Origin of the sequence: Streptomyces sp. NPDC020917, assembly GCF_044333795.1 — a bacterium.
GTDB lineage: Bacteria > Actinomycetota > Actinomycetes > Streptomycetales > Streptomycetaceae > Actinacidiphila.
The window spans coordinates 205,048-226,754 of record NZ_JBIRRR010000006.1; the positions used below are offsets into that span (position 1 = coordinate 205,048).

A 21,707-nucleotide genomic window follows, 5' to 3' on the forward strand; every position below is an offset into this window, starting at 1 on the left:
TCCGCCGCTCCGGGCGTCCCGTGCCCCTCGCCCGCGGAAGCTTGCACGGCTTCTTGGGGGTTTCTTGTGACGGTGCGCTCACCACCGCGTCCGGGCCGCGCCGGCGGACCCGCCCGGTACCCGGTGCCGGCGCCGGGGCATCCCGTGTGGCGTCGGTCTCGTTCCGGGTGCCCTGCGCGACCCCGAGGGCGCAGCAAGTGCCGGACGGCGGGCGCGAGTTGCGTCATGGCTGGTCAGCGCGCGGCGTCGCTCGTACGAGTGAGGTCCGCCGTGTCGTGTCGCCGTGCCCGAGACAGGGCTGTACGCTGCGATTCGAACGAACGTGCGATCCGTTTTGGACTGGAATAGCATGAAATGGGGTGGAGTGATGGAGGTGCGGTATGGCGGGCTACGCCCATCTGCACGTCGCGTCCGGTTACTCCGCCCGGTACGGCGCCTCCCACCCCGAGCAGCTGGTCCAGCGGGCCGCCGAGCGCGGGATGGACACCCTGGCGCTGACCGACCGGGACACGGTCACCGGGACCGTGCGCTTCGCGCAGGCCTGCGCGGCCGCCGGGGTGCGGCCGGTCTTCGGGATCGACCTGGCGGTGGAGCCCGTGGTGCCGGGTGCGCCGGCGCCGCGCCGGCGCACCCCGGACCGCGGCGGTGCGCACGTCAGGGAGCCGGCGCTGCGCTTCACGCTGCTCGCGCGCGATGGTGCGGGCTGGGCCCGGCTGTGCCGGATCACGTCGGCCGCGCATGACGGCACCGCCCGTCAGGCCCGGCCGGTGCAGGTGGGGTGGCAGGCGCTGCGCGAACTGGGCGGGCAGGGGCTGATCGTGCTGCTGGGGCCGATGTCGGAGCCGGCCCGGGCGCTGGCCGCGGGCCGTGAGGACCAGGCCGTGCGGTTGCTGGCTCCGTGGCGCGAGGTGTTCGGGGAGGGGGTGCGGCTGGAGGTGGTCTGCCATGACGCGGCCGGCACCGGCCCCGGGTCGTTGCGGCTGGCCGCGCGCACGCTGGCGCTGGCGGACCGCGTCCGGGTCCCGGCCGTGCTGACCAACGCGGTCCGCTACGCCGATCCGGCGCACCACCGGCTCGCCGACGTGCTCGATGCCGCGCGCCTGCTGCGCCCGGCCGATCCGCGGCGTCTGGATTCCGGGCGGCGCTGGCTGGCCGGCCCGGAGCAGATGACCGCGATCGCCCGGCGGGTGGTGGAGTGCGCCGGAATGGGCGAGCGCCGCGTGGGCCGGCTGCTGGCCGACACGTCCGCGGTCGCGGACGCCTGCCGCGCCGATCCACAGCAGGATCTGGGGATCGGCTCGCGGCACTTCCCGGAGGCCTCCGTGGTGGGGGCGGACCCGGGCCCTGACGGTGCCAACCGGCTGCTGCGCCAGCGGAGCCTGGCCGGCCTGGCCGACCGCGGCCTGGACCGCGACCGCGCGGCCAGGGACCGCCTGGACTACGAACTCGACGTGGTGGCGCGCCTGGACTACGCGCCGTACTTCCTCGCCGTCGGCCAGGTCGTCGCCGACATCAGGGAGTCGGGGATCCGCGTCGCCGCCCGCGGCTCCGGGGCGGGAAGCATGATCTGCCACGCCCTGAAGATCGCCACCGCCAACCCGATCGAGCACCACCTGCTCTTCGAGCGGTTCCTGTCCGTGCGCCGGAACTCCTTCCCCGACATCGACCTCGACGTGGAGAGCGAGCGGCGGCTGGAGTGCTACGACGCGATCTTCGAGCGCTTCGGCCGGCAGCGGGTCGGGGTGACCGCGATGCCCGAGACCTACCGGGCCCGCCACGCGCTGCGGGACACCGCACTCGCCCTGGGCATCGCCCCCTACGAGGCCGACCGGATTGCAAAATCGTTTCCTCACATCCGGGCCTGCGACATCCGCAGCGCCCTGGCCGAGCTGCCGGAGCTGCGGGGCCTGGCGGCCGAGGCCGCCACGGGGAGGTTCGGGCCGCTGTTCGAGCTGGCCGAGGGCCTGGACGCGCTGGTGCGCGGCATGGCGATGCACCCGTGCGGGGTGATCATCTCCGACGCGACCCTGCTGGACCGGCTGCCGGTGCAGCCCACCCCGCAGGGCGACTACCCGATGCTGCAGGCCGCCAAGGAAGAGGTGGAGATCCAGGGCAACCTCAAACTCGACGTCCTCGGGGTGCGGATGCAGTCGGCCATGGCCCACGCCGTCGACGAGATCGAACGGGTCACCGGCGACCGCATCGACCTCGACGACCAGGCGCAGGTCCCGCTGGACGACTTCTTCGCGTTCAAGCTGATCCAGGAGAGCCGGACGATCGGGCTGTTCCAGCTGGAGTCGCCCGGCCAGCAGGACCTGCTGTCGCGGCTGCAGCCCCGCGACCCGCAGGACGTCATCGCCGACATCTCGCTGTTCCGGCCGGGCCCGGTGGCCGGCGGGATGCCCGAGCGGTACATCGCGGCCAGGCACGGCGCGCAGCCCAGCTACGCGCACCCGAACCTGGAGCCGGTGCTCCGGGACACCTACGGGGTGACGATCTGGCACGAGCAGATCATCGCCACCTTCGCGGTGATGACCGGCTGCGACCGGGCGGCCGGCGAGGTCGCGCGCCGCGCGCTCGCCGACGCCGAGCGGATGCCGGGGATCGAGGCCTGGTTCCACGAGACGTCGGCCGCCCGCGGCTACTCCCAGGAGGTCCGCGACCAGGTCTGGAAGACCATCGCCGCGTTCGGCGCCTACGGCTTCTGCCGCGCGCACGCCGTCGCGTTCGCGGTGCCCGCCCTGCAGTCGGCCTGGCTCAAGGCCCACCACCCGGCCGCGCTGCTCGCCGGGCTGCTCCAGGCCGACCCCGGGATGTGGCCGCCGCGGGTCATCGTCGCGGACTTCCGCCGGCACGGTGTGCCGGTGCTGCCCGTCGACGTCAACGCCTCCACCGTCGACTACCGCGTGGAGGCCGCCGGCCCCGACACCGACCGGCGGCTGGGGGTGCGGCTGGCGCTGTCCGGGGTGCGGGGCATCACCGAGCAGGAGGGCCTGCGGGTCCAGGACGGCCGGCCCTACCGGTCGCTGTCGGACTTCTGGCAGCGGGCGCACCCGTCGCGGCCGCTGGCCGAACGCCTCGCCCAGATCGGCGCGCTGGACTGCCTGCGCCCGGACGGTGTGACCCGCCGGGACCTGCTGCTGCAGATCACCGAGCTGCACCGCCAGTCCAAGGCCCGGGCCGCCGGCCACGGCCAGGTCCCTCTCAGGACGGGCCCGGTGGGGGCGGGCGAGCCGAGCGGCCTGCCGGAGATGAGCCGCCGGGAGACCGTCGGCGCGCAGCTGCAGATCCTCGGGGTCGACGTCGACCACCACCTCATGGAGCACCACTACCGGCTGCTCCGCGAGATCGGCGCCACCGACGCCGTGCATCTGCAGCGCCTGCACCGCGGGCAGCAGGTCCTCGTGGCCGGTGTGCGCTCGGCGACCCAGACCCCGCCGATCGCTTCGGGGAAGCGCGTGATCTTCGTGACCCTGGAGGACGGCAGCGGCCTGGTCGACCTCGCGTTCTTCGACGACTCCCACGAGGCGTGCGCGCACACCGTCTTCCACTCCGGTCTGCTGCTGGTCCGCGGCACCGTCGAGGTCCGCGGCCGCCGCCGCACCGTCGTCGGCGAGATGGCCTGGGACCTGGACGCGGTCGCCGCGGTGCGCCGGGACCGCGGACCGGAGGCCGCGCTGGAGCTGCTCGGCCGGGACGCGCCGCAGCCCACCCCGGCGCAGCCCGAACGCACCCTGACCGACCCGACCACGGGCGCCCGGATGCACCCGTACAGCGATCTGCAGCCCGCCGGGACCCGGTCGGCCGACGTGCGCCGGCTCGGGCACCGCAGCCAGGGGAGCGCGGGATGAGCGGGGCTCGCGGCTCGGCCGCGGGGATGCCCCTCGTCGGCGAGAGGCAGGTGCTGCATGTGCGGTTGCTGCTTCCGGACGGCCACCGCGAGGCCCTGTACGCCGAGGTCCTGGAGTCGCTGGCGAACATCACGCCGGTCGTGCAGGCGATCCCGCCCGACGGCGCGGACCTGGACGTGACGGGTGCGCTGAGGTTCTGGGGCCTGGATCTGCGGGGGATCGCGTACCTGGTGCAGGTGCGCCTGGTGGCGTTGTTCGGGCTGGACCGCGCCTGCGTCGGGGCCGGGACGAACCGTCAGCTCGCGGCGATGGCCGCGTCCGTCACACCGCCGGGCCGCGTCACCGTCGTCGGCGCCTCCCGGGAGGCCGTGGCGTCGTTCCTCCGTCCGCTGCCGGTGGCGGCGCTGCCGGGCGTCGGGCCGGCCACCGTCGAGTCTCTGCGCCGGTACGGTCTGCACACGGTCGGCTCGCTCGCCGACCTGCCGCTGGCGACGCTGCAGCGGATCCTGGGCGGCACGGCCGGCAGAGCGGTCCGTGACCGGGCCCTGGGGATCGACCCCCGGCCGGTCACCCCGGCACAACTGCCGCGCTCGCTCACCAGGGCGGTGGACTTCCCGGCCGACGTGCTCGATCCCGAGCGGCACCGCGCCGCGCTGCTGTCGCTGGCGGACGCGTTGGGTGGGCAGTTGCGCCGGGAGGAGCAGGTTGCCGGCGCGATGGTGCTGACGGTGGGGTACGCGGACAGGTCCACGTCGGTGCGCAAGCGGGTGCTGCCCGAGTCGACCGCGCACTCGGCCGCGCTGGCCCGGACCGCGTACGCCCTGTACGAGCAGTTGGGACTGCAGCGGGCCCGGGTCCGGCGTGTGCAGCTGCGGTTGGAGGCACTGCGTCCGGACGGGGAGGCGGTGCGGCAGCTCAGTTTCGATCCGGAGGACGACCGCGCCCGCGCGGTGGAGGCCGCCGCGGACCGCGCCCGGGCACGGTTCGGCAGCGACGCCGTCATTCCGGCGAGCCTGGCGTCCTCCGCCGGCCGGGGCCACCGGCGGCGCGGCTCAGCGCCGTAGCCGGAAGCACCAGGAGGTGGCGTCGCCGCCGACGTCGTCGCCGTCTTCGTCGGTGACCGACACCGTGGTGAGTCCGGCCGCCGCGGCGAGCTTCTCGACATCGGAGCGGGTGTACCAGTGCAGCAGCCATGGACGGTCCACGACGGTGCTTTCGTCGCCGCTGCGGTGTTCGTCAGCGCAGCAGGGCGGTCTGGGTCCGGCTGCGGCTGTCCGTGGACGCCGGCGGTCTTCCCCGGCAGTCGACGGAGTTTAATGCGTGGGTCATTGGGCCACCAGCGATGAGATCCTGGGCATCAGGCTCCGTCTTGTACGAATGTGACCCGGCGCCAGGATCGGGTTCCGTGTCTTCTCGGGGTGTTCTCGGGGCGCTACCGTGCACGACGACGGTTCATCAGGGGGCGGGATGGCGGCATCGCAGGACGAGCTCGACGGCGCACTCGTCGCGGCGGTGACGGGCAGGGACGCCGACGCGGTCAAGGACCGCCTGGCGGAGGGGGCCGACCCGAACGCGTCGGGTCCCGACGGCCTTCCGCTGCTCTGCGCCGCCGTGGCCGGCTTCGACCACGACACGGTGATGGCCCTCACCGAGTCCGGCGCCGACGCCGGCGCCGGACTGCCGGACGGCACGACACCGCTCGTGCGGGCCGTCGATCTCGGCTCGCCGGCGCTCGTCAGGTCCCTGCTCGACGACGCACCGCGGCAGCGCCTCAGCGACGCCGAGCAGAAGCGGCTGCTCGACCTGGCGCGGCACTGGTACGAGACCGGAGCGGAGGAGGAACTGCGCCGGCGCACCGGGGACGCCGGCCCCGCGACCCGGCGCACGGTCGAGGATCTGGGGTACGACTGCGTCGAGGAGGTCTCACTCGGCGGGCTCACGGTGCGAGCAGGGCACAGCGGCGTCCTCACCTTGTTGCAGGCGGCGTTCGACGTGCTGCCGACCGTTGCGGAACTCGCAGCTCGCGCGTTGCGGTACCCGGACGAGACGCACGTCAACTGGTCCGAGGTCACCCACATCCTGTCCAGGAGCAGGAGCCCTGAGGTCCGTTCCGCCCTGACCGGCCTGCGCGACCATCCCGACCCCCTGCACCGGCTGTTCCTCGCGGACGTCGTGTGGGGGCGGGTCTGGTGGGCGAGCTTTGCCGGCCGGCCGGTCGGCGAGGACCTGGACTTCCTCGCCTCGTGGGCCCTCGAGGAGTCGGACGGCCGCGTCCTCGCCAAGATCCTGGACTGCTACACCAACGAGGTCCACGCCGCCCGGGAGTCCATCGGCCTGCGGCTCATGGCCCACCCCGACCCGCGGGTACGCCGCGAAGTGCCGTACTGCTGGAGCGGGGACGCCGGGCCGCTGAGCGAGGCCGGCACCGCCGCCCTTCTCGTCATGACCCGCGACCCCGACCCCGAGGTGCGCGAGGTCGTGGCGGGGTGCTTCAGCAGCCGGTACGACCTCGACCCCGCGGTCCGGGAGGCGCTGCTCACCCTGATCCAGGACTCCGAGCCGGGCGTCCGGGGCAGTGCCGCCGCCACCCTCTCGCACTCCACGGACCGCACCAGCGAGGTGGCCGAAGCCCTCGCTGCCCTGATGCGGGAGGAGGACCAGCAGCTGCGGCTGGCCGGCGCGTTCGGCCTCGCCCTCCGCGACGACCCCCGCACCGAGCAGGCCTACGACCTCGTGGGGCCGCTCGGCCCGGAGTTCGAACACGATCACCGCCCGGGAGGCCTCTGGCGGTACCGCAGCCGGCAACGCGGCGACACCTGATCCGAGGGCTGGGCCGGCGCCGCCCGCGACGGCAACACGGGCCGGCCACGCCCGTGTTCCGCGGGATCTACGCGCGCGTGAATCCGTGGCTGCGCTCCACTTTCGCCACGTGCAGCGTGTAGTTCCGGTACCACTCGGCCTGCCCGCGCTTCTGCGCCGCGCGGTGCTCGGCGTTGGTCCGCCACTCCGCGAGGGCGTCGGCGTCCCGGAAGTACCCGACGGTGATGCCCAACCCGCCGGGCGTCTGGGCGTGGTCCATCCCCAGGTAGCCGGGGACGTCCTTCACCAGATCCTCCATGCGCGCGTTGGTCTCGCTGTAGCCGCCCTGCTCCTGGGTGCGCACCGTGGTGAACACGGCCACGTAGTAGGGGGGTTCGAATGCCTCGACGGGCGTGACAGGCGCGTCCTGATGATCACTCATGGCATCACCGTAAGGCGTCCTGCGCCCCGCGATCCAGCCCCTGGCCGAGGCCGTCCTGGCATCGGGCACGCGCGGAGGCGGCCGTCAGTACCCTGACGCGGTGACGAACGACCCCACCCTCGCGCGGGCCATGCGCGGCACCGCCGACCCGCCGATGCTCCCGCTGCCGGATCGTGCCGCGGAGCTGGTGTCCGCGCTGAGCTGCCCGCCCCGGCTGGCGGCCCACCTGCGAGCCGTCCACGATGCCGCGCACCGGCTGGTCGGCCGGCTGGAGGAGCACTGCCCCGGCCTCGACTTCGACCGCGAGGCGGTCCTCTTCGGCGCCGCGACGCACGACGTGGGGAAGACCGTGCACGTCGCCGCCAGTCAGGTGAGGAGGTGTCACCGGATCCCGGTGATTCGCGGGCCGCGGCGCCGGGCAGCCGGCCGCCCGCGGACTTTCACGCATACGCTGGGTCCGGCCGGAGCCGGACAGAACCCGGCTGGGCGACTTGCCGGCGCGCAACGACAGCGGGAGTTCTACATGAGCGACGCGCACGACTGGAACGCGCAGATCATCGCGGAGTTCCGGGCGAACGAGGGCAGGGTCGGCGGGGTCTTCGAGGGCGCCCCCCTCGTCCTGCTGCACCACCTCGGCCGCAAGAGCCGGCAGGAGTACGTGACGCCGGTGATGTACCTTCCGCACGAGGCCGACCCGGGCGTCGTCTACGTCTTCGCGTCCAAGGCCGGGGCACCCACCAACCCGGAGTGGTATCACAACCTGGTCGCCGCCGGCGACGGGAGTGTGGAACGGGGAACCGACGCGTACCGGGTGACCGTCCGCGAACTGCCCGGCGCCGAACGCGACCGCGTCTACGCCGAGCAGGCCCGGCGCTACCCCGGCTTCGCCGAGTACGCCCGCCAGACGGCGGGAGTCCGCACCATCCCGGTCCTCGAACTCAGCCGCGCGTGATGCGGCGCCCGGCCGGGGCGCGGTTCGACGCTCCGGCCGGCCCACCCACGGCGCGGCGTGCGGGTCACGGTCGGTGCGCCGACGCGGGGTCGTCCCTCACGACGCGGGGTCGTCCGTCACGACGCGGATGATCGTCTTCCCGGAACGGCCGCCCGGCGCGAAGGCCTGGGGCGTCTCGGCGAGCGGCCGCACGTTCCCGACGATCGGCTTGAGGCGCCCGTCCCTCACACGTTGCGCGAGGTCGGCGAGACGGGCCCGGTCGGGCTCGACGACGAAGAAGACGGCGCGCCCGTCCCGGGGTGTGACGGTGGGCGGCGCGGCGATGGTGACCAGGGAGCCGCCCGCGCGCACCAGCGCGGCCGAGCGGTCGAGGATCTCCCCGCCGATCACATCGAACACGACGTCGGCCTCCCCGGCGTCCTCCAGCCGGTCGGCCCCGAGGTCCAGGAAGGCGTCGGCGCCCAGGCCGAGGGCGGTGTCCCGGTCCGCGGACCGGCCGGTGGCGATCACGCGGGCCCCCGCCTCGCGGGCGAGCTGGACCGCGACGGACCCGACAGCGCCGGCGGCGCCGTGGACCACGATCGTCTGCCCGGTCCTGAGCTGCCCGTGGTCGAACAGGCCCTGCCATGCGGTCAGTCCCGAGATCGGCAACGCGGCGGCCGTGGTGTGGTCGATGTCCGCGGGGAGCGGGGCCAGGTTGCGGGCCTCGACCGCGGTGTACTCGGCCAGCGAGCCGTCACGGGTCCAGTCGGCCAACCCGAAGACCCGCTGGCCAACGGTGAGTCCGGTGGTGCCGTACCCCAACTCGGCGACAACTCCTGACAGTTCGTGCCCCGGCACGCTCGGTGTCCGGTCCCGGCCCGCCCGGTCGGTCCACGTCGCGGGCCAGTCCAGTTCCCCGCGGGTGAAACCCGCGGCGTGCACGCGCACGATGACGTCGTTCTCGGACGCGTGCGGATAGGGCAGTTCGGCCAGGGCGAGTCCGCTGGCACCGGCTTCACGGTCGCTGACGGTGATGGCTTGCATGGCGGTTCCTCTGAGGGTCGACAGCAGCGGCGATGGAGTACGCGCGGATCAGCCGGGCACAGATTGGGCACGCCGCGCGTCGTGATCCCGACCGTATGCCGCGGCTGGTCCCCGCGCGTGGGCCACTTCCCAGGCGAGGCGATGAGCCACTTGCGGCCGGCCGGTGAGCACGCCGGTGACGATCGGTGGGCGACGCGGATGCCGGGCGGGGCCGAACGCGGCGATCGGGGCCGGCGGTGCGGCGGTCGCACGGGTGGAACAGCCACCGGTCAGGACTGCCGCGTCTCGCCTTCCCCGCCGTTCCCCGAGGCGGCCGCCTCGTCGATGTCCGTCCGGGCGTGACCCACCAGGTCGGCGAGGTCGCCGGGGTCGGTCCGCGGAGCGTCGGGCTGGGAGAGCGACTGGCGCAGCCAGTCCGCGGTGGCCAGCGCGAGGGCCGTGGCGTTGTCGTCCTGCCCCTCCGAGAGGAACTCCTCGACCCGGTAACCCAGGTTGGACAGGGTGTCCTCGTTGGTCTGGGGCACCAGGAAGTCACGCAGCCCCGCCGGGTACGGCTGCTGGCCGCGGGATTCGCGGAGTGCGGTGACCACGGCCGGCTCGTCGCCGTACTGGTCCAGCAGCCCGAGGAAGGCGTAGATCCGCGCGGTCAGCTGGGGCAGCCCCTGGTAGCCGTCCAGCCACTCCAGCAGCTCCTCCTGACCGCCGAGGTGGGTGACGATGCGCCGCAGCGACTCCTCCGGTTTGTAGGGGAGGTCCCAGCCGTGGGGCAGCAGCTCCGCCACCTCCTGGGCGAGCCTCGCCTCGTCCTGCGGGCCGAGCGTGCCCGCGGTGAACCGGCCCACATCGGCCTGGTCGAGCCCGAACCCGTCGGGTCCGGTCCGAGCGGACGAAGGGGGCTCGTCATGGTGCCGGTGGACGAGCCGGCTGCCGGCCCGGTGAAGCAGCTTCTCGTGCACGGGAGCCTCCTCCTGGCTGCTCGGCGGCCGCAGCCGCCGGCTCTGAAGGCAGTACGCCCTTCCATCATGCGTGCGCCCCACCTGATCGGCGACTCGGCTCCCGCCGCCGTCGAACGGCTCACCGGCACCGGCCACGCGCCCTGGGGTGCCCCGCCGCCGGGCGCGGACCTAGCCGGGTGACGGCCGTGCGGCCGGGTCCTGCCGCGTGGCCGCCGCCGCCGAGGTTGCCACGCGGACAAAGGCGGCGACGGCGGCCGAGCGGGACTGCTGCGGCCAGGCCACCGCCAGCGTCACCGGATCGAGGTCCTCGACCGGGAGGTAGGCGATCCCGGGCCTCTGGTAGCGGACGGTGAGCGATCTCGGGAAGAAGCAGACCATGCGTCCCAGCTCGACCAGCTTGAAGATCTGCGGCAGGTCCGAGGCGTCCCGGGAGGTGTCCCCGAGGGACGCGGGGCCGGCGGGCGGCCGTGACCGGTGGGGCGCGCCCTTGATGCCGTGCTCCTGGGAGATGGGTCCCTGCTCTGCGGGCGATCCGTCGGGCAGGGACCAGCCCGCCAGGTCGGCCAGGCGCAGGGATGTGCGCGCGGCCAGCGGATCGTCGGCCGTGAGGGCGATCAGGAACGGCTCGGTGAGCACCGGCTCGCTGTCCAGGCCGCGGCGTTCGAACGGGCTGAGCAGCAGGGCGACGTCCGCACGGCCGTCCCTGACCGCCTGCGCCTGCTCGCCGACCCCGCCGAGGACGAACTCCACGCGCAGGGACGCCTCTTCCCGGGCGTAGGCGTCGAGGATGTCCGGGAGCAGGCCGCCGTCGATGTCCGCCTTGAGGGCGAGCCGCAGTGCCGGCTCGGCCGCGCCGGCATGCCGGGCGCGGCGCTCGGCGGCGCCGACCGCCTCCAGTGCGGTCCGGGCGTCCCCCAGGAGGCTCTCGCCGGCGGGGGTGAGGCCGACCTGGCGCGTGGTGCGTTCCAGCAGCCGCACCCCGAGCCGGCGCTCCAATTCCTTGATCGCCCGTGTGAGGGGCGGCTGCGCCATGCCGAGCCGCTCGGCCGCACGTCCGAAGTGGAGTTCCTCGGCCACTGCGACGAAGTACCGGAGCTGCCGCGTCTCCAGCTCATTCATACCTCCAGGGTATCAACAAGACCCGGATCGGTATTTCTGTTCCGTCCGGGCGGCGACTTCACTGGCGGGTGAGGCCCCCGGCAGGTGACACCACCGGCCGGTGGACCGCCCGACGAACAGGAGAGATGCCATGCGTGCAGTTGCGGTAGGTGCCACCGGCGCCACGCCCGAGCCAATGGACCTGCCCGCGCCCCGCCCGGCGGCGGGCGAGGTCCTCGTCGAGCTGGCGGCCGCCTCCGTCAACCCGATCGACGCCGGGATCGCGGAGGGCCGGCTCCCCATGCCGCGGGTCTTCCCGCTCGTCCTCGGCGTGGACGGCGCGGGTCGCGTCACGGAGGTCGGCGAGGAGGTGCGCGGGCTCGCCGCCGGCGACCTCGTGCACGGCCAGTTCCTGCGCGCCCCGCTGGGTCACGGCACCTTCGCGCAGTACACGGTCGTCACCGAGACCCCGGACAGCGGGGCGCTCCAGCCGATCCCGGACGGAATGCCCGCGGACGTCGCGGCGGCGCTGCCGACCGCCGGCATGACCGCGCTCGGCGCCCTCGACGCCATGGGACTGCGGTCCGGACAGTCGCTTCTGATCGCCGGCGCCACCGGCGGGGTGGGGGTCTTCGCCGTCCAGCTCGCGACGGCGCGCGGCGTGGAGGTGATCGCCACCGCCCGGCCCGACGCCGACCGCTGGATCCGGGATCTCGGCGCCGCGGCGACCGTCGACTACACGACCGGCGATGTGGCGGCGCTCGTGCGCAGGTCCCACGGCGCAGTGGACGCCGTCCTCGATCTGACCGACGACCCGGCCCGGTTCGCGGCCAACGCCGCTCTGGTGCGGGACGGCGGCGCCGCGGTGTCCGTGGCGCTCGTCGCGGGCGAGGACCTGCTCGCCTCGGACCGGATCGCGGTGAGCAACTTCATGATGCGGGACAAGCCGGACCTGCTCGCGCGGATCACCGCCGAGGCCGCCGCCGGACGGATCAGTGTCCCGATCCAGCGGGCCATCGCCCTGAGCGAGGTTCCCGGCGCGCTGCGGCGGGGCGCCGGGGCACGCGGCAAGACGGTGGTCCGCATCTGACACGCAGCGCACGGGGCGGCTCTGCCCGGCCCCCGACCCGGCACCCGACCCGGCACCCGACCCGGCATCCGACCTGACGGCACCCGACCAGACGGCACCCGACCAGACGACGCCCGACCAGACGAGAGGAAGGCGCGATGAACGCCGACACCCCCGACCCGAACGAGACCACGGCCACCCGCCGGCAGCGCGGCGAGCGGATCGCCGCGGAGCTCAGCGGGGACCCGGACCCGGCACTGCTGGAGGCCCTGGACCGGGAGTTCCCGTTCCTGGCCAACGCCCTCACCTCCTACGCCGTCGGCGAGGTGCTCGCCCGCACGGTTCTCGACGTGCGCACCCGCCAACTCGCCCTTGTCGCGGCCTTCGCGGCGCTCGGCTTGGGCGACTTCGTCAAACTCCACGGCGGCTACGCCCTCAACGCCGGTGTCACTGAGGAGGAGTTGAAGGAGGTCGTCTACCTCACCACGATCCCCGCCGGCTTCGCCCGCGCGGTCCAGGCATCGCAGTCGATCGGCGAACTCCTCGCGTCCCGGCAGGCGGCATGACCGTCCGGCCGGAGAGAGAAGCAAACGAAGGGAGAGCGACGATGGGGACCATGCGGGAACGCGCCCGGGTCACCACCCCGTTCGGGCCCGCGTCCACCGCGGACGACGTCATCGCCGGAATCGACCTCGGCGGCCGGCGGGCCGTCGTGACCGGCGGGGCGGCGGGTATCGGCGCCGAGACCGCACGCGCCCTGGCGGCGGCGGGCGCCGAGGTGGTGCTCGCGGTCCGCGACACCGGGGCCGGCGAGACGGTGGCGGAGGAGATCACCGCGAAGACCGGCAACGACCGGGTGAGGGCGGCCGAACTGGAACTCACCGACCCCGCCTCCGTCGCCCGGTTCGCCGATGCCTGGCACGGGCCTCTGCACATCCTGGTGAACAACGCGGGCATCATGGCCCTGCCCGACCTGCACCGCACGCCGCAAGGGTGGGAGCTGCAGTTCGCGACCAACCACCTCGGCCACTTCGCGCTGGCGACGGGCCTGCGCCCGGCGCTCGCCGCCGCGCGGGGCGCGCGGATCGTCGCGGTCAGCTCCTACGGCCATCACCTCTCGCCGATCGTCTTCGACGACATCCACTTCCAGCACCGGGCCTACGACCCCTGGTCGGCCTACGGGCAGTCCAAGACCGCCGACTCGCTGTTCGCCGTCGAGGCGGCCCGGCGGTGGGCCGGCGACGGCATCACCGCCAACGCCGTGATGCCGGGCACGATCCGCACCAACCTGCTGCGCCACCAGCTCGCCGCGATGACCCCCGAAGTCCAGGCTACCTTCGACTCGTTCCCCTGGCGGACCATCGAGCAGGGCGCCGCGACCTCTGTCCTCCTCGCCGCCTCCCCGCTCGTCCATGGCGTCACCGGCCGCTACTTCGAGGACGGCAGCGAGGCCGAGGTCACCACCGATCCGAGCCTGCAACACGGCGTGTTTCCCCATGCATTGGACGAGGACGACGCGGCCCGCCTGTGGACCGTGTCGGAGCGGATGCTCCGATCCTCCGGTTGACCCCGCCCGGGCCTCGCTCACCCGGACACGGGGGTCAGCCGGTCGAGGCCCTTGCGGTCGTAGTAGCGGGTCATCGCGAAGCCGAAGAGCAGGGCCAGGGCGAGGCCGATCCCGATCATGGCCCAGCCCCGGCTGAGCCCCGCGTCGGCCCGGGCGTCGAAGAAGAGGATCGCCCGCACGCCGTCGGACAGTTGCCGCATCGGCTCGAACAGCGACAGGAATCGGTAGAAGCCGGGCACGGCCTGCAGCGGGACGGTCGCCCCCGAGGACGGCAGGGCCAGGGCGATGAACACGAACATGGACACCACCTGGCCGATGCCGCCGAAGGCCGCGTTGATGGCCTGCACCCCCAGGCCCACGGCCAGGCTCGCGCAGTAGGAGAAGAGCCACAGCATCGGCAGGTGCGACGCGTCCATGCCGAGGATCGCGACCGTGGCGACCATGACGAGGCTGGAGGTGAGGACGACGATGCCCGCGGTCATGAGCATCTTCAGCAGGAGGGTCTGCGTGCGGCTGATCGGGACCGTCGGCCGCCGCGTGTGCCAGGGCCCGATCTCGTTGTCGGTGTAGCCGAGGCCCGCGTCGACTCCGTTGTTGATGATGTTCCCGCCCACGAAGCCGGTGAGGACGAGGAGCAGCGTGTAGTAGAAGGCGGTCAGGCCCAGCCCGCTGTGCCGGCCGATCGGGTGGCCGACCTGGGTGGTCACGGTCACGGGGTCGGCGAGCAGTACGTGGAGGGTGGCGTCGGAACCCGCGGCGGTCGCCTGGGCGGTGAGTTCGCGGCCGATCGCCAGGCTGCTCTGGTGCGCGGCGCGCTGGGTGATCTGGCTCGCCAGCGAGGAACCGAGGCTGCCGAGCCCGGGGTTGGACAGGGTGAGGAGGGTGGGCCGCACGCGCGCGCCGGTGGTCGTCAGCGCCCCCACCGACCGGGTGAAGTCGGCCGGGACGACCAGCGCGCCGTAGATCTTGCCCGACGCCATCTGCTCCTGCATCCGGGCCTGGCTCAGGCGGCGCCACTCCACGGACTTCGACGGCGTGGAGGCGACGACCTCCCGGCTCAGCTGCTCGCCGAGCGTCTGCTGCTGCCCGGGCAGCGGTGGCCCCTGGTCCGCGTCGACGAGGGCGATCGGCAGGCGGTGCAGGGAGCCGTTCGGGTCAACGATGCCGCCCATGTACAGCAGCGACAGGAAGAGCGCGACCAGTGCGGACAGGACCGTCGGCACGATCCACAGCCTGCCGTGGCGCACGACCGCGGACGCGCGTGCACGCGACGGGGGGCGCTCGGAGCCCGCTGCGGTCATGACGCTCCATCAGGTACTCGTCCGGTGCCCCCCAGCAGCCGCGATCGCTGTCCCGCCGACGATAGCTCCCCCGCTCCCCGGCCCCCTCCCACGACACGTGCGCAGCCCGCACGCGGTGGCCGGAAGGTCCGGGGCCGGGGGGAGGCGGCGACGGCGGCTCGCGCGGTCAGCCGGCGGCCGCGGCGGAGCCGTGGACGAGGGTGCCGCCGAGGCACGACCCCGCTGCTGGCGACCGTCAGACCGCCGTGCGGCCCCCGTCCACCGGGAGGATCGCGCCCTGGACGAAGCTCGCCGCGTCGCCGGCCAGGTAGGCGATCGCCTCGGCGATCTCCCGGGCCTCGGCGGGCCGTCCGGCGGGTGCTTGGGAGGCGAGGGCGTCAAGTCCCTCCCCCATGGCGGCCGTTCCTCCCGTACGCGTGGGCCCGGGCTCGACCGCGTTGACCCGCACCCCGCTGGGGCCGAACTCGGCGGCCCACGCCTTGGTCAGCAGGTTGAGCGCCGCCTTGCTGGAGCCGTACAGGGCCATCCCGGCCGCGCCGTACTCCGCGACCATCGTGCTGACGTTCACGATGGCCCCGGACCCGCGCCCGGCCATCGCCGGGGCGAGCCGTGCCACAAGGTGGAAGGGCACCTTCACGTTCAGGTCGTACACGGCGTCCACGTCCCGTGCGGACGCGTCCGCGGTCGGCCCGAACGGGAAGACGCCGGCGCTGTTCACGAGGATGTCCACCGCTCCTCCGCCCAATTCCGTCGCCTGCTGCGCGAGCCGGTGCGCCGAATCTGCGTCCGCCAGATCGGCGGCGAGAAAGTCGGCCTTCCCGCCCCTTTCCCGGATACCGGCGACGACGGACTCGCCACGTACCGCGTCGCGACCGGCGACCAGCACGTACGCGCCGCGCTCGGCGAACAACTCGGCCGTCGCCGCGCCGATTCCGCTGGTCGCCCCGGTCACCAGCGCCACACGGCCGGCCAGATCGATCGAACCCATGAGTGCTTTCCTTCGCCATGGAAGTGTCGGAGCCGGAGGAGCCGCGCACGTCGCTCTCCACCGCTCCGTCCCCTCATTTATGAGGTGACGGAAGTGCCAAGCGTCGAATATCTCCGGGGATTCCGATCGCGCCATCGGCATCGCCGATATGCGCCATAAGCGCGAACGTCAACCACTTCCCGTGCCGTGTTTCTGCTTTTCGGCAACCGAAGCCGAGGGGCTCTCCGCGGAGATCGGGGCGCGCGGTCTCATACCTGGACATGAGGCATGAGGTGCACGCAAGGTACGATCCCTGCCCAGTCCACCGTGCAAGGAGAAGGAACTGGCCATGTCGCAGACCTCGTTGGAGACCCCCGACATCAAGGCGCAGTATGTGGCCCAAGTGGCCACGGACCTTGAGCACAACACGCAGGAACAGCAGCGCATCGCAGCCGAAATGGCCGCTTTGAAGGCGCAGTTGGACGCACTGGAGGGCGATCACGCGCTCCTGGTGAGCGTCCAGCAGGCGCTGGGCGGCCAGGGCGCCGGGGCCCAGCAGGCGCCGGGCGGCCAGGAGGCCGAGTCCCAGCAGCCTTCGGACGCCGGCAGCACGGACACCGGCTCGGCGAACGTTCCCGCGCCACGCCGCAGGAGTGGCGTGTCCAAGCCCGCGCGGCGCAGGAAGGCCGAGCCGAGCAGCACCAGGAAGGCCGAGCCGGCCGACGCGAAGAAGCCGGAGGCGAAGGCCGCGGAGAAGGCCGCCGGGAAGGCGGCGGGGAAGGAGGCCAAGCCGACGCTGATCGCCCTGGTGCGCCAGCACCTCGCCGGACACGCCGAGCCTCGCTCGGCAGCCGAGATCACCGCGTCCTTGACCACGAGCCACCCCGACCGCGGGATCAAGGCGACGGTCGTGCGCACCACGGCGGAGAGCCTGGTCGCCAAGGGCCTGGCCCACCGCAGCAAGCAGGGCTCCTCCGTCTTCTACGCGTCCACCCAGGGCTCGTCCGACGAGCCGTCGGACAAGGCCGAACCGGCCGGCGCCTGACGGGCCGTGAGCTACGGCATCTACGTCCAGCGGTTCGCGCACGGCGATGCCGCCGCGATGGACGACGCGTTGGGGCGCAAGCTGCTGGCGCCCCACGTCGTGAGCAGCATGCCGGAGTACGGGTTCACCCGGATCCGGGCGGGCGACGGCGGTGAGGCCGACGTCTACGCGGGCCCGGGCAGCGTCGCGGTCAGCCGGTTCTCCTGGGGCGGGATCCTCGACATCGTCGCCGACCTGGCGGAACAGCTGGACGCCGTCGTCCTCCTGCCGGAGGGGGTGGCCATCCTGGGTACCGAAGAACAGCGCCGGCACCTCCCGGTGGAGCTCCAGGCGGACGCCGTCGTCGTCGACCTCAGCGGTGCGGCCCTCCAGGCGGTCATCGAGGGAGTGGGGTGAGCGACGGGTACGCCCTGCCCGGCGGATGACGGGCGGGACGGCCCGCGGCCCGGCCGTCCCGTCCGGCGGGTAGTCGGCCGGTCGTATTTTGGCGCCATGGGCCGTACCAGCACCGCACGCGAGAGGATCGTCGGCGCCGCGCGGACGCTCATGGCGCAGCGGGGTTACGCGGCGCTGGGCACCGCGGAGATCTGCCGGGCGGCCGGCGTTCCCAAGGGCAGCGGCGCCCTGTGGCCGAGCTGCCTCGCCATCCTGGGAGCGGGGTCCGCGGAGCCCTCCGACCGCCGGCAGGACGGCGGTCGCACCGGCGCCTGCCTGCGCTGGGAGTCGGCGCCTCCCAGGTACGTGAAAACAGGTCCTGACCAGGTGCTTTCCAGCCTTTGACTTCGCATCGCGGGGCTGCGGTCAGATGCTGGCCCAGGGCGGCGGCCACATCACCGACATCATCGCCAGCCTGGTCGACAGCGCCGACGCGCGCGTGCCGTCCGCGCCGGCCTCGCTGACCAAGGGCGGCCTCCAGTCCGCCACCGAGTCGCTGGCCATCGAGTACGCGACCCGCGGTGTCCGGGTCAACGCCGTGTCCCCGGGCACCGTGAACACCCCGATGCACCCCGTGGAGGCCCATGAGGTCCTCGCCGGTCGGCACCCGGTCGGCCGGATGGGCGAGCCGAGCGACGTCGTGGACGCCGTGCTCCGCCTGGAGAACGCCCCGTTCGTCACGGGCGAGATCCTGCACGTCGACGGCGGGATGAGCGCCGGCCACTGAGCCGGCCGGCGACGCGCGCCAGGAGCGGGGCCGTCACCCGGCTCGCCCGCGGTGGCGGCCCCGCCGCACATGTCAGGACAATGACCCCTCGGGGGCCGGCGGCCTCCCGGCCGCGGCCTGAGGTCCGGCCCGCAGGCGTGGCGCAGACCCGAGGACCGACAGCCAAGGAGACCCCGATGACCAGTCCGACGGACAGCGCCACGATCCTGCGCTCCGTTCTCGACGCGTGGAAGGCGGCCGTCGACGCCCACGAACCCGAGCGGGTCTCCGCCGGCTTCACCGAGGACGCGGTGTTCCAGGGCCTGCACCCGTACAGCGTGGGGCGGGCGGGTGTGGCCGCGTACTACGCGTCCCAACCCCTCGGCATGACGGCCGAGTACGAGATCCTCGAGACCCGGCGGCTCGCCGACGACGTCGTGTTCGGCTACCAGAAGGTGGTGTTCGCCTTCACCGACCGGGCCCCGCTGACGGTCAACCTCGGCCTGCTGGTGAAGCGGGTCGGCGAGAGCTGGTCCATCGCCCACTACCAGGTCTCGCTGCTGCCCTGACCGCGGTGCCGGCGGCCCGCGCCCGCGGTGATCGGGGTTTGTCCCTCCCGCTCGCCCGACCGGGTGCGACAAACCCCGATAAAATGTCCTGGTCGGGAACATCCACTCCGTATCAGGGCACGCTCCGTCGACCCGCTGGGGGCCGGGCGCGCCCGCCGGTCGGAAGGGGCGCGGCCATGGCGGGACGGATCACCTGCCGGAGGGTCTACGAGGAGACCTCTCCGGACGAGGGCCGGCGCGTGCTCGTCGACCGCGTCTGGCCCCGGGGCATGCGCAAGGAGGACGCCCACCTCGACGCGTGGTTGCGCGACGTCGCGCCGTCGACCGGGCTGCGCAAGTGGTATGGCCACGAGTCCGGCCGCTTCCCCGAGTTCCGCCGCCGCTACCTGGCGGAACTGCACGACGCCGACCACCTCCCGGCAGCCGACCGCCTGCGCGACCTGGCCGCCCACGACAAGGTCATGCTGCTGACCGCCACCAAGGACGTGGACCACAGCCAGGCCGCCGTCCTCGCCGAGTGGCTGGCCGGACCCGGCGGGAAGGGTGACGGACACGCCGGCGGCCGAAGGTGACGGCCCCCGCCGTCCACGCCCCACGCCGCGCCGCCTGCAGACCTGAAGAGGGATGGCCATGCGAACGAACATCATCCGGCACGAGAACATGATGGTGAGCTACGACGTGGTCAACGGGTGGACCGTCGTCGAGATCGACGGCGAGGTCGACGCCCAGACCGCGTCCATGCTGCGCGAGGCGGTCATCAAGCTCCTCGACGGGGAACCGGGCGAGCCGGGCACGGACGGCGCACCCGGGGCACACCGCGATCTCGTCCTGGACATGGGCTTCGTCACGTTCCTGGACTCGATGGGACTGGGCGTGATCGTGGCGATCACCAAGCGCATCCGCGAGCAGGGGGGATCGCTGCGGATCGCCTCCGTCCCGGGCCGGATCCTGCGGATCTTCGACCTCAGCGGCATGGGCGAGAGCTATGAGTTCCACCCCTCGGCGGAGCAGGCGACGAGTACCGCGCCCGCGGCGGACAGCCTCGCGCACTGGCCCCACCCGTCCGGCTGAGGAACCCGGCCCGCCGGGCCCCGGTCCGGCGGGCTCCCGGCTAGCGGAGCAGCACGTCGAAGACGGTCACGAAGAACGCGTCGATGGGCGCCGCCGACTTGCCGGCCCGCGCGGTGATCAGTGCCCCCTCCCACGCGCTGAGGACGAACAGCGCCGTGGCCTGCGGGTCGAGGTCCCGGCTGAGGTCGCCGGCCTCCCGGGCCTCCTCCAGCAGCCGGCGGATCTCGGCCGCCCACCGGTCGAAGCCCTCCTTGACCGCGGCGCGGATCTCCTCGTTGTGGTCGGCGACCTCGGCGCCGAAGTTGCCGACCAGGCATCCGCGGACGAACCCGTTCTCGACGGTGTCGCCGCCCAGGAACCGGAAGTGCTCCCGGAGCCGCTCCAGCGGGGCGCGGTCCGGCGCGGCGAGCATCTCGAATCGCAGGCCCGTCCCGTACCGGCGCAGCGCCTCAAGGGCGCTCTCGTCCTTGCTGGAGAAGTGGTTGTAGAACGAGCCCTTGGGAACGCCGGCGGCCGTGGTGATGTCGCTGATGCCCGTGGCGCTGAAGCCCCGCGCGTGGAACTGCTCCAGCGCTGCCTGGGCGATCTCCTCCCGCTTGGACGCCCGTCCCATGCCGTTCACCTTCCGCCGGGGGTGCGGCCGCCTCGTCGAAAGTCGAAGACGACCGGCCATATTTCCTGAGTCGAGCTTACCCCGCGAGCCCGCGGAGGCATCGGCTACGCTCTAAGACGACCGGTCATTTTGGATTCGAGGCCGGCCGCCGAAGCCGTGCGCGCCGTCCAGTCGTCAAAAGGAGCAGCCATGTCCACATACCGGGCTTTCGAGGCCACCGGCGTCCGCAACCTGCGGGTCGTGGAGCGCGAGCTGGTGGATCCCGCCCCCGGGCAGGTGCGGGTGCGCGTCGAGGCCTGCGGGGTGTGCCACACGGACGTCCTCGCCGTGGAGGGGCTGCGCGGCGACCCCTCCCGCCCCGTCGTTCCGGGGCACGAGATCGTCGGCGTCGTCGACGCGGTCGGGGCCGGTGTCTCGGCCTGGCAGCCCGGTGACCGGGTCGGCGTCGGCTTTTTGAACGGCCACTGCGGGGAGTGCGAGCCCTGCCGCCGCGGCGACTTCGTGAACTGCCGGAACCAGGAGCAGACCGGGACCACCATCGACGGTGGGTACGCGGAGGTGGTCCACGCCCGGGCCAGCGGTCTGGTGCGCGTCCCCGACGGCATGGCGTCCCTCGACGCGGCCCCGCTGCTCTGCGCCGGCCTGACGACCTTCGTCGCCCTCCAGCAGGGAGCGGCCAGGGCCGGCGCCCTGGTGGCGGTGCAGGGCATCGGCGGGCTGGGGCATCTGGCCCTGCAGTACGCCCGCAGCCTGGGCTACCGGGTCGCCGCCGTGGCCCGGGGCGGCGCGAAGGAGACCTACGCGCGGCAGCTGGGCGCCCACGAGTACATCGACAGCAGCACCACCGACCCCGGGGCCGCGCTGAGCGCCCTGGGCGGCGCCTCCGTCATCGTCGCCACCGCGTCCAGCGGCGCCTCGATGGACCCGCTGGTCCGCGGACTCGCCCCGAACGGCAGGCTCGTGGTGGTCGGGGCCGCGCCCGACCCGCTGACCGTCGCCACCCCGGACCTGATCTTCGGCACGCGTTCCATCACCGGCAGCCTGACCGGATCGTCGATCGAGAACGAGGACAACCTCGCGTTCAGCCTGGCCCACGGCATCCGCCCGGGCATCGAGGTCATGCCCTTCGACCGGGCGCCGGAGGCGTACGCGCGGATGCTGTCCGGCGAGGCGCGGTTCCGCGTCGTGCTCGACACGGCCGCCTGAGGCGGACGCTGCGGCCTGAGGGGTCCCGCCCGCC

At 73.4% G+C, this 21,707-nt stretch carries 21 protein-coding genes and 2 pseudogenes; 15 read left to right on the plus strand and 8 right to left on the minus strand.

What is annotated here, in order from left to right; translation table 11 throughout:
- Positions 1 to 380: 380 nt before the first annotated feature.
- Positions 381 to 3,851, plus strand: coding sequence for a DNA polymerase III subunit alpha (locus ACH4TG_RS15600; protein WP_398242803.1), 3,471 nt, complete (start codon positions 381 to 383; stop codon positions 3,849 to 3,851).
- A complete protein-coding gene (locus ACH4TG_RS15605; protein ID WP_398242804.1) occupies positions 3,848 to 4,915 on the plus strand; it encodes a DNA polymerase thumb domain-containing protein in 1,068 nt (355 codons plus the stop codon). Before ACH4TG_RS15600 ends, ACH4TG_RS15605 begins: the two co-directional genes overlap by 4 nt.
- Here ACH4TG_RS15605 and ACH4TG_RS15610 read toward each other — a convergent pair.
- On the minus strand, positions 4,904 to 5,056 hold the full coding sequence (locus ACH4TG_RS15610; protein ID WP_398242805.1) for a hypothetical protein: 153 nt from the start codon (positions 5,054 to 5,056) through the stop codon (positions 4,904 to 4,906). The two genes, ACH4TG_RS15605 and ACH4TG_RS15610, sit on opposite strands and share 12 nt — an antisense overlap.
- A 262-nt stretch (positions 5,057 to 5,318) precedes the next feature.
- Here ACH4TG_RS15610 and ACH4TG_RS15615 point away from each other — a divergent pair, with 262 nt between their 5' ends.
- Positions 5,319 to 6,671: a HEAT repeat domain-containing protein gene (locus ACH4TG_RS15615; protein WP_398242806.1), complete on the plus strand. Its 1,353-nt coding sequence runs from the start codon at positions 5,319 to 5,321 to the stop codon at positions 6,669 to 6,671.
- Between the two features lie 67 nt (positions 6,672 to 6,738).
- Here the strand turns inward: ACH4TG_RS15615 and ACH4TG_RS15620 are convergent, their stop codons facing one another.
- Entirely contained in the window at positions 6,739 to 7,092 is a 354-nt protein-coding gene (locus ACH4TG_RS15620; RefSeq protein ID WP_398242807.1) for an antibiotic biosynthesis monooxygenase family protein, read from the minus strand.
- 100 nt (positions 7,093 to 7,192) lie between these two features.
- Here ACH4TG_RS15620 and ACH4TG_RS15625 point away from each other — a divergent pair, with 100 nt between their 5' ends.
- Entirely contained in the window at positions 7,193 to 8,044 is an 852-nt protein-coding gene (locus ACH4TG_RS15625; RefSeq protein ID WP_398242808.1) for a nitroreductase family deazaflavin-dependent oxidoreductase, read from the plus strand.
- Positions 8,045 to 8,140: 96 nt separating this feature from the next.
- Here the strand turns inward: ACH4TG_RS15625 and ACH4TG_RS15630 are convergent, their stop codons facing one another.
- The 3 genes from ACH4TG_RS15630 to ACH4TG_RS15640 all read right to left on the minus strand — a co-directional run bounded on the left by ACH4TG_RS15630 (position 8,141) and on the right by ACH4TG_RS15640 (position 11,145).
- On the minus strand, positions 8,141 to 9,070 hold the full coding sequence (locus ACH4TG_RS15630) for an NADP-dependent oxidoreductase (protein WP_398242809.1): 930 nt from the start codon (positions 9,068 to 9,070) through the stop codon (positions 8,141 to 8,143).
- Positions 9,071 to 9,339: 269 nt separating this feature from the next.
- Positions 9,340 to 10,026 carry a hypothetical protein gene (locus tag ACH4TG_RS15635; RefSeq protein ID WP_398242810.1) on the minus strand — a complete coding sequence of 229 codons (687 nt, stop codon included), beginning with the start codon at positions 10,024 to 10,026 and terminating at the stop codon, positions 9,340 to 9,342.
- Positions 10,027 to 10,194: 168 nt separating this feature from the next.
- On the minus strand, positions 10,195 to 11,145 hold the full coding sequence (locus tag ACH4TG_RS15640; RefSeq protein ID WP_398242811.1) for a LysR family transcriptional regulator: 951 nt from the start codon (positions 11,143 to 11,145) through the stop codon (positions 10,195 to 10,197).
- A 130-nt stretch (positions 11,146 to 11,275) separates the two neighbouring features.
- Here ACH4TG_RS15640 and ACH4TG_RS15645 point away from each other — a divergent pair, with 130 nt between their 5' ends.
- The 3 genes from ACH4TG_RS15645 (at position 11,276) to ACH4TG_RS15655 (ending at position 13,760) form a co-directional block, all read left to right on the plus strand.
- On the plus strand, positions 11,276 to 12,214 hold the full coding sequence (locus ACH4TG_RS15645; RefSeq protein ID WP_398242812.1) for an NADP-dependent oxidoreductase: 939 nt from the start codon (positions 11,276 to 11,278) through the stop codon (positions 12,212 to 12,214).
- A gap of 137 nt (positions 12,215 to 12,351) precedes the next feature.
- A complete protein-coding gene (locus ACH4TG_RS15650) occupies positions 12,352 to 12,759 on the plus strand; it encodes a carboxymuconolactone decarboxylase family protein (RefSeq protein ID WP_398242813.1) in 408 nt (135 codons plus the stop codon).
- 50 nt (positions 12,760 to 12,809) lie between these two features.
- A complete protein-coding gene (locus tag ACH4TG_RS15655) occupies positions 12,810 to 13,760 on the plus strand; it encodes an SDR family NAD(P)-dependent oxidoreductase (protein WP_398243049.1) in 951 nt (316 codons plus the stop codon).
- Between the two features lie 17 nt (positions 13,761 to 13,777).
- On the opposite strand, the gene ACH4TG_RS15660 is transcribed toward ACH4TG_RS15655, so the two are convergent.
- Positions 13,778 to 15,061: a YhgE/Pip domain-containing protein gene (locus tag ACH4TG_RS15660; RefSeq protein WP_398242814.1), complete on the minus strand. Its 1,284-nt coding sequence runs from the start codon at positions 15,059 to 15,061 to the stop codon at positions 13,778 to 13,780.
- A gap of 235 nt (positions 15,062 to 15,296) precedes the next feature.
- Positions 15,297 to 16,049, minus strand: coding sequence for an SDR family NAD(P)-dependent oxidoreductase (locus tag ACH4TG_RS15665; RefSeq protein ID WP_398242815.1), 753 nt, complete (start codon positions 16,047 to 16,049; stop codon positions 15,297 to 15,299).
- A gap of 328 nt (positions 16,050 to 16,377) precedes the next feature.
- Between ACH4TG_RS15665 and ACH4TG_RS15670 the strand changes: the two genes are divergently transcribed.
- The 7 genes and pseudogenes from ACH4TG_RS15670 (at position 16,378) to ACH4TG_RS15700 (ending at position 19,854) form a co-directional block, all read left to right on the plus strand.
- Entirely contained in the window at positions 16,378 to 17,073 is a 696-nt protein-coding gene (locus ACH4TG_RS15670; RefSeq protein ID WP_398242816.1) for a hypothetical protein, read from the plus strand.
- Positions 17,074 to 17,079: 6 nt separating this feature from the next.
- A complete protein-coding gene (locus ACH4TG_RS15675) occupies positions 17,080 to 17,469 on the plus strand; it encodes a hypothetical protein (protein ID WP_398242817.1) in 390 nt (129 codons plus the stop codon).
- 96 nt (positions 17,470 to 17,565) lie between these two features.
- Positions 17,566 to 17,691, plus strand: a pseudogene (locus tag ACH4TG_RS15680) (helix-turn-helix domain-containing protein); the annotation flags it as partial.
- A gap of 184 nt (positions 17,692 to 17,875) precedes the next feature.
- Positions 17,876 to 18,235 (plus strand): annotated as a pseudogene (locus tag ACH4TG_RS15685) (SDR family NAD(P)-dependent oxidoreductase); the annotation flags it as partial.
- A 176-nt stretch (positions 18,236 to 18,411) separates the two neighbouring features.
- Positions 18,412 to 18,783 carry a YybH family protein gene (locus ACH4TG_RS15690; protein WP_398242818.1) on the plus strand — a complete coding sequence of 124 codons (372 nt, stop codon included), beginning with the start codon at positions 18,412 to 18,414 and terminating at the stop codon, positions 18,781 to 18,783.
- Between the two features lie 176 nt (positions 18,784 to 18,959).
- A complete protein-coding gene (locus ACH4TG_RS15695) occupies positions 18,960 to 19,355 on the plus strand; it encodes a DUF488 domain-containing protein (RefSeq protein ID WP_398242819.1) in 396 nt (131 codons plus the stop codon).
- A 58-nt stretch (positions 19,356 to 19,413) separates the two neighbouring features.
- Positions 19,414 to 19,854, plus strand: a complete 441-nt coding sequence (locus tag ACH4TG_RS15700; RefSeq protein ID WP_398242821.1) for an STAS domain-containing protein — start codon at positions 19,414 to 19,416, stop codon at positions 19,852 to 19,854.
- Positions 19,855 to 19,894: 40 nt separating this feature from the next.
- Here the strand turns inward: ACH4TG_RS15700 and ACH4TG_RS15705 are convergent, their stop codons facing one another.
- Positions 19,895 to 20,467: a TetR family transcriptional regulator C-terminal domain-containing protein gene (locus tag ACH4TG_RS15705; protein WP_398242822.1), complete on the minus strand. Its 573-nt coding sequence runs from the start codon at positions 20,465 to 20,467 to the stop codon at positions 19,895 to 19,897.
- A 189-nt stretch (positions 20,468 to 20,656) separates the two neighbouring features.
- On the opposite strand from ACH4TG_RS15705, the gene ACH4TG_RS15710 reads away from it, so the two are divergent.
- On the plus strand, positions 20,657 to 21,673 hold the full coding sequence (locus ACH4TG_RS15710) for an alcohol dehydrogenase catalytic domain-containing protein (RefSeq protein ID WP_398242823.1): 1,017 nt from the start codon (positions 20,657 to 20,659) through the stop codon (positions 21,671 to 21,673).
- Positions 21,674 to 21,707 lie beyond the last annotated feature (34 nt).